5 protein-coding genes are annotated in these 6,306 nt (G+C 32.2%); all 5 read right to left on the bottom strand.

The annotated features are described in order from the left end of the window. The coding region (locus Q4Q35_RS00450) for a transposase (protein WP_496559749.1) at nt 1-185 on the bottom strand (185 nt) is incomplete at its 3' end. An 866-nt stretch (nt 186-1,051) separates the two neighbouring features. Beyond that, entirely contained in the window at nt 1,052-2,296 is a 1,245-nt protein-coding gene (locus Q4Q35_RS00445) for a hypothetical protein (protein WP_303275947.1), read from the bottom strand. A gap of 185 nt (nt 2,297-2,481) precedes the next feature. Then, complete coding sequence (locus Q4Q35_RS00440) at nt 2,482-4,884, bottom strand: TonB-dependent receptor (RefSeq protein WP_303275946.1); 2,403 nt, start codon at nt 4,882-4,884, stop codon at nt 2,482-2,484. Between the two features lie 4 nt (nt 4,885-4,888). Beyond that, nucleotides 4,889-5,515 (bottom strand): hypothetical protein, encoded by a 627-nt coding sequence (locus Q4Q35_RS00435; RefSeq protein WP_303275945.1) that lies wholly within the window; start codon nt 5,513-5,515, stop codon nt 4,889-4,891. A gap of 149 nt (nt 5,516-5,664) precedes the next feature. Continuing rightward, on the bottom strand, nt 5,665-6,219 hold the full coding sequence (locus Q4Q35_RS00430; protein WP_303275944.1) for a sigma-70 family RNA polymerase sigma factor: 555 nt from the start codon (nt 6,217-6,219) through the stop codon (nt 5,665-5,667). Between the last annotated feature and the right edge of the window lie 87 nt (nt 6,220-6,306).

Below are 6,306 nucleotides of genomic sequence, written 5' to 3'. Positions count from 1 at the left end.
AACATTCGAATAGGACATTCTGCGGTTCGCCCATTATTATGACAATACTTGGTTAATAATTCGTCGTAAATGAAAGAAAAATCTATTAAATTATTGATTTTCCTTAGTAAATTCTCTTTTGGAACAATTAAATCATACAATAAACTGTATTCACTAAATTGAACTTTTTGTTGTTGATCTAGCATAGATAAAAGAATATTTTTACTCTTTTAAGATACAAAAAAGGAGTAGAAAATCTTCGATTTCTACTCCTTTTCATTACTATTTAAGTCTTAATAGACTTTTTCAGTGGCCTCGTATAAACTTCGCTTTTACCAAAGCAAAGTTACATAACGCAGAACATTATAGTACAAATGTATTTCATACAATTAGATATCTATAATTCAATATTATGTAAAATATCCCAATATGTTCACGTTTCTATTTGATGTATAGTACTTGGGTCATTAAACATTCGTGTTTGGCTTCTCGTTTAATTTAAATATTCTGTACAATCGTTCATGTTTTTTTAAATATGTGATTAGTTCGCAAGGTTAATATTTTTTTAGAGGAGCTCATGAATGCAAAAGCATTTCTCAAGAAACTTCACGTTTACACATTTGTAGCTATAATTAGCCATTATGTAAAATTGCCGCTGCCAAACGCTCGATTGCTTTTTAAAAATTAAAATGCTTTATGGCATTTATTTTTAAACACAATTATCCATCGCTTACCTTAGTTTATGCTGAGCGCAGCCGAAGTACCAAAAAAAAGCTAACTTTTAGAGTCGTTTTAAACTATACGCTGGCGAGTATATTCTCGTTATATTTTTTTCACAAGCTTTTCAACACCAATCCATTTAGAAATAGTCTCATGGTTTTGCAACCATTTCTCGAAAATAGAATCTCCTAATTTTATTCTTTTAGAAGTATTATATAATAAGAAAAAGCCAAAACTAGATAGTAAAATCACACCTAAAATCATATGCTTTTTTATAAAAAAACCAGCCTAAATATTACAGTATAAAGGCTGGTTCATTAAATGGTCTAAATAAAAAGGTTATAATCTACTATTACCACAGTTTTCCTATATCAGTGACAGTTCCAACAAGCGTTGTAACAACAGTAAAATTATCAATAGAATTTTGTTTCAATACATCTACTATCCAACCGTTATCACCTCTATTATAAGCACTGAAATAATTAACACCATCAAAATTACCCATATATACGATGCTTGAATAATCTGCAAATGCATTAAATGAATTTACTTCTTTAGTCTCAAGATCAATTACTACCGTATGATTGATTGATTCGTCTCCCCACCAATCCCACCTGGCTTCGTAATTTTCAGGAAAGGTTACTTCATCATAATTTATCACCATTTTATTACCGTATATCATAGATATTCTACCTCCATAAGTAATTGGGAATAATTCTGAATAATCAAGTTCAAAAGTAGTGTCAAAATTTCCACTTGAATCCATTCTTAATAAGGTAAAAGGAGCTCCAGATTGTGTGTTGTTTATATCAAAATACTCATAGTACATGCCACTTTGATTATGAGGTTGTATGTAATAATTTCCATTTTCATCAGCAAAAGTTTTATAATCTGTAACTAGTAAACGATCATCCTTTTTGTATGTTAAAGTTCCTGAAGATACATCAAATACTCCTACTGTAGCTCCTCCTTCTGGTAACAAATTCTCACAGCAAATATCTAAATTATACTTTACCGTCCAAGCAACTTTTCCATCAAGTGCAAACCCAAGTCCGTCATAAATAGTAAGATCACTGGAAAGCCCATTAAGTGCAGATTCCACATCATATTTCTCCGTAATTTCCATTTTTGTTGGATTCCATTCCAGAACCACTCCTTCTCCTAAGTCAGACATGAAAGCTTGATCTTCAGAAAGAAATACTAGAGTGCTTGATGCTTGAATTCCAGTTGAAGCAAAACTAAGAATACCTTCAACCTTGAATTCAAGAGTCACTTTATTAACACTCCATTTGGTAATGGTAGAAGAAGAGGTGTTTACAATATAAACATACTCCCCATGCATTTTGGCAGAAACATCTGATCCGAGTTCTAAGGCGTCCGATATATTTAGTACCGCAGGTAGTCCCTCGTTTGCTTTCATGTAATATACCTTACCTTCTGGAGTTTCTGTTGTAAATATTTGTACCCAAGCCGATTCCTTTTCTTCTCCATCAATAACAGAAACTTCGTTATCATCATCTTTGCAAGAGGCAAGTCCTACAGTTAATATTCCAAGTAAGAACATAACTTTCCATGTCCATTTTTGTATTGTTTTCATTTTTTGTAATTTTGATTTAACAATTTGTTAATTGTGCCTGCATTTAATTGGAATGTATACTAGTCCGATACATTTTCAAGCAGGCTTTTTATTTTTTCTACATAATATTAACTCTCTTAAAATTTTATTAATAATTCTGAGAATTAGATCTAAATTAATTTTTTGTTTTACATAGGCTTTTGTGTTTAAAATTGAGTGGTGAATTTTAAATGAAATGTTCTACCAGGTCGCTGTAACCCATATAGATCAAAAATTTTAGCATTCATTAAATTCTGTACTTCAAAAGTTAGGGCATTTCTAGTATTCTTAATATCTACCTTATGAGTAATACCCGTAGTGTTTAGGGTTTGTTTAGGTACCTCTGATTTGTATTGTGATGAGCCTGCACTTTCCCATCCAATAAAAAACGAGTGCACATAACGTACATTCCAAAATAAAGAAAACTGATCATTTTTTTTCAATACATTTTGTAGTTGATATTCCGCTCCACCATTAGCAAAGAAATAAGGTGTATTGGGTATACGGTCATTCTTAAAACTAGCAAAAGGACCTTCGCTAGAGGTATTTAAGTAAGACTGATACGTAGTGTTAGCATTAAAGCTTAACCCTTTTACCACATCTTTTATTTTTCCACTTAATTCTAATCCTTGCGAGTTGGCGCTCGATACGTTTTGATAAGAACCAAAACCTTCGGCAGGATCTACAACAAGAAAAATAAGGTTGTCAATCTTACGCAGGAATAAATTTCCTTGTAATTGCCATTGGGTAACAGCATTATAATTATTATGGTAATTCCATTGCAGATTAACATTGTGACTGCTTTCTGGTTGTAGTTCTAAATTTTCAAAAACCTGATAGCCATCTCCAAAAATCTCATTTTGTTGGGGTAATCGGTAAGCGTACTCATAACTAATTTTGGTAGAAAAATGGGAAGACCAATTATATCTCAATCCATTACCAACACCATAATTACTTACCGAACGCTTATTTATATTAATTACCTCTAAACTAGGATCTAACGATTCGTTTCGGATATTCTGACGATAGTTTTTTACAAAAGCAATGTTTTGTAACTTTTCTTCCATCAGATTTGCTGTGTATTCCAATCCAGTAACAAAGTTGAAGAGATAACTATCGTCCAAAGCCTCATCAAAAGGTCCGTCAATCAACAAATCATCTCCTGTACGATAAGTATAAGTTGGAGCTAAAGAAAGCTTTAGGCTATATCTATCATTAATAATATAAGTGGTTTGTTGTCTGGCATATAAATTTTCACTTTTGGTAATTAAGTTGTCCGCATCACCAAACTCACCAGGTATATTTTGCGCTCTTATTACCTCACCAAACCAATTATATAATTGGTTTCCTATATCAAGTGATTTTCGTTCATTATAGTTATAGCCCGCCTTAAGGTTTAATGTCCAGTGGTCATGTAAATTAACATCGTAAGTTAGATTAGTACCTAGGGAATAATTGGTAAAAAGTACTTCTCCAAATGGGATACCCGCTACTGCGTTGCTAATACCTAAATCTGGTTGATCGATTAATTGAGGTGATTGGCTATTCTGCACCTCATTATTATAGTCTCCATAATAACTTTCTAGACTCAATTCGTTTGCCCATTTTTTATTTCGGACACCAAACCTAAGGCTGGAACCATAGGCACTATAAGCATCATGAAACCTTCTTACAGTTTCTTGTTGTAATCCCCCTTTATCATTCGGAATTGCTACATCTATTTTATAATTATTATCTGTATGGTCATAAAAACCACCAGCTTTAACAAAAAAACCTGTTTTATCACTAGAATACCCTATATCGGCTGTGGTACGGTGAGTATTAAACGACCCTAGCTGATATGACATACCCCCAAACCAACCGTTATGTACTTTTTGAGGAACCATGTTTACTGCTCCACCCAAAGCATCTGCCCCAAATCCTATAGGTACAACTCCCTTGTATACTTCAATTCGATGAATAGCGTTTACAGGAACGTTGGCAATACCAAAGCTATAAAGTGTAAATTCTAAAGGAATACCATCATAAAAAAAACGAACCTTTTCTCCCGATAACCCGTTCAACGCAAATCGTGTATTGGAGCCTAAGCCACCTGATCGTTGTACGCTTACACCTTCCGATTTTGCCATTACCTCTCCTAAATCAGCAGATTGAAGTCTAATTTTTTTAGTCTCAATAACCCCTATTGCTTTAGCAGTACTTTCTAACTTGCTTTTTACGGTTTTGGTATTTACCACTATTTCTTCCAAATTTGTTAGATCTTCTATGATGGTAAAATTGATAGAAAACAATGAGGTATTCTCAACTTGAACAGACCTCTCTTGCGTTTTATATCCTAGCATTTTAACGGAAAGTTGATGTGTTCCTTGAGGTACTTTTTTTAACAGATAGTTACCTTCTTCATCTGTATAAGCACCTGTTTTTAAAGCATCTATAATGACGTGAGCATATATAGCTGGTTCGCCAAAAGAATCTGTAACCTTACCTTGAATGACAAAAGTATTGTTGTTTTGACCCATTAAATGTGAAACCTGCACAAACAACAGTAGGGAGAGAATAGTATATTTCATGTTTTTATGCTGTATAAGCCTTAATACTAAAATCACCTTTTAATACGCTAAATATTTCGGGAGCTGAATCATAACGGACATTATTGGCTATAAGCGTAGATTTATTGTTGTTACCCAATAGATAATAGGTTTGACGGGGTTCTAATGTGTAAGTAACATTGCTAACTTTAATAGTCTTTACTGAAGTAGAACTATTGTAAAGTTTTAATCGTCCGTCAAATTGTAGGTTAAAAGTATCTCCCTGTATTTTGGCGTAAGCTTTGTTTCCTCCATAAACCAAAAGATCATGAGATTTCTGCTTTGCAGCAATTTCTTGTGCAACGATAGTTGTATTGTTAATTTTAGAATATCGACCAGCAAAAAATACTCCCATAATAAAACAGGCAGCAGCAGCATAACGTGTGAGTTTTTTATATAGTGGAATTATCTTAACAGTTGTACTAGGCAAACTTTGAGAAATATCTTGCCATATCTTTTTTTTATGAGCTTCTTTAGATTCACCTGTAGGAAGATCTAAAGGATTACTATTATCAAACTTATTTGATGCCAACCATTTTTCTACAATATCTTGCTCTACCTTAGAGCAAAATCCATTATAATATTTTTCTAAAAGTGTATTATCTACTTTCATTTTTAAAGATGAATTAAAAAACCTTTATGTAGGCTTCATTATAGTAGTAGCATAACTTCTTCTTTACCGAAGTAGAAAATGTGTTTTTATTTGAAAAAAAATAATTTTAGAGGTTTTAGGGAAGAAGACCGATTGTATAATAAACGATATTACAATACTGTTTGTGTGCTTAAGTTCGCTTTTAAAAACTTCAAAGCTTTACTTATATGGTATTCTACTGCACGTTCTGTTACTTGTAGTTCTGTTGCAATTTGTTTATTAGTGAATCCTTTTTCTCTACTCATTTTAAAAACTTCTTTGCATCGGCAAGGTAATTTCTCTACTAACATACCAAGTTCTTCTACAAGAAATGAAAATGAAATGTCATTTTCTGTACAATTTGCAGCATTGCAATAATCTGCACAAGCTATGTTTAATTTTTTTTCTCTTATTGCCTTATTTCTATAATACTCAGACACTTTAAACTTTGCAGCGCGTACTAAATAATTTTCAATATGTTCAATTTGAAGCCTGTTTCTTCTTTCCCATAATGATTTAAAAATCTCTTGGGTCATACCTTGAGACAATTCAATTTTACGTGTATTATTATAACATACAGCATACACTTTTTCCCAATAGGCATTATATGTTTTTTCAAAACCAGAGATTGATTTTATATCAAGAGTAGTAATAGAATCTGAATGGTTTTTCTTTTTTCGGAACAAAATTTATGAATTATTTTAAAGGCAAAGATATTGTTATTTAGAATTATTCCAAATAATAAACTTGTTATTTTTAATAATTATGATAAG

It is taken from the genome of Flavivirga aquimarina (assembly GCF_030540835.1).
Taxonomy (GTDB): domain Bacteria; phylum Bacteroidota; class Bacteroidia; order Flavobacteriales; family Flavobacteriaceae; genus Flavivirga; species Flavivirga aquimarina.
Note: the sequence above shows the minus strand (reverse complement) of the source record. Positions and strands in the feature narration are given on the sequence as shown.

Coding starts and splice junctions, on each gene's coding strand:
- Q4Q35_RS00435 (WP_303275945.1), bottom strand. CDS start 5,515: ATGAAAGTAGATAATACACTTTTAGAAAAATATTATAATGGATTTTGC.
- Q4Q35_RS00440 (WP_303275946.1), bottom strand. CDS start 4,884: ATGAAATATACTATTCTCTCCCTACTGTTGTTTGTGCAGGTTTCACAT.
- Q4Q35_RS00445 (WP_303275947.1), bottom strand. CDS start 2,296: ATGAAAACAATACAAAAATGGACATGGAAAGTTATGTTCTTACTTGGA.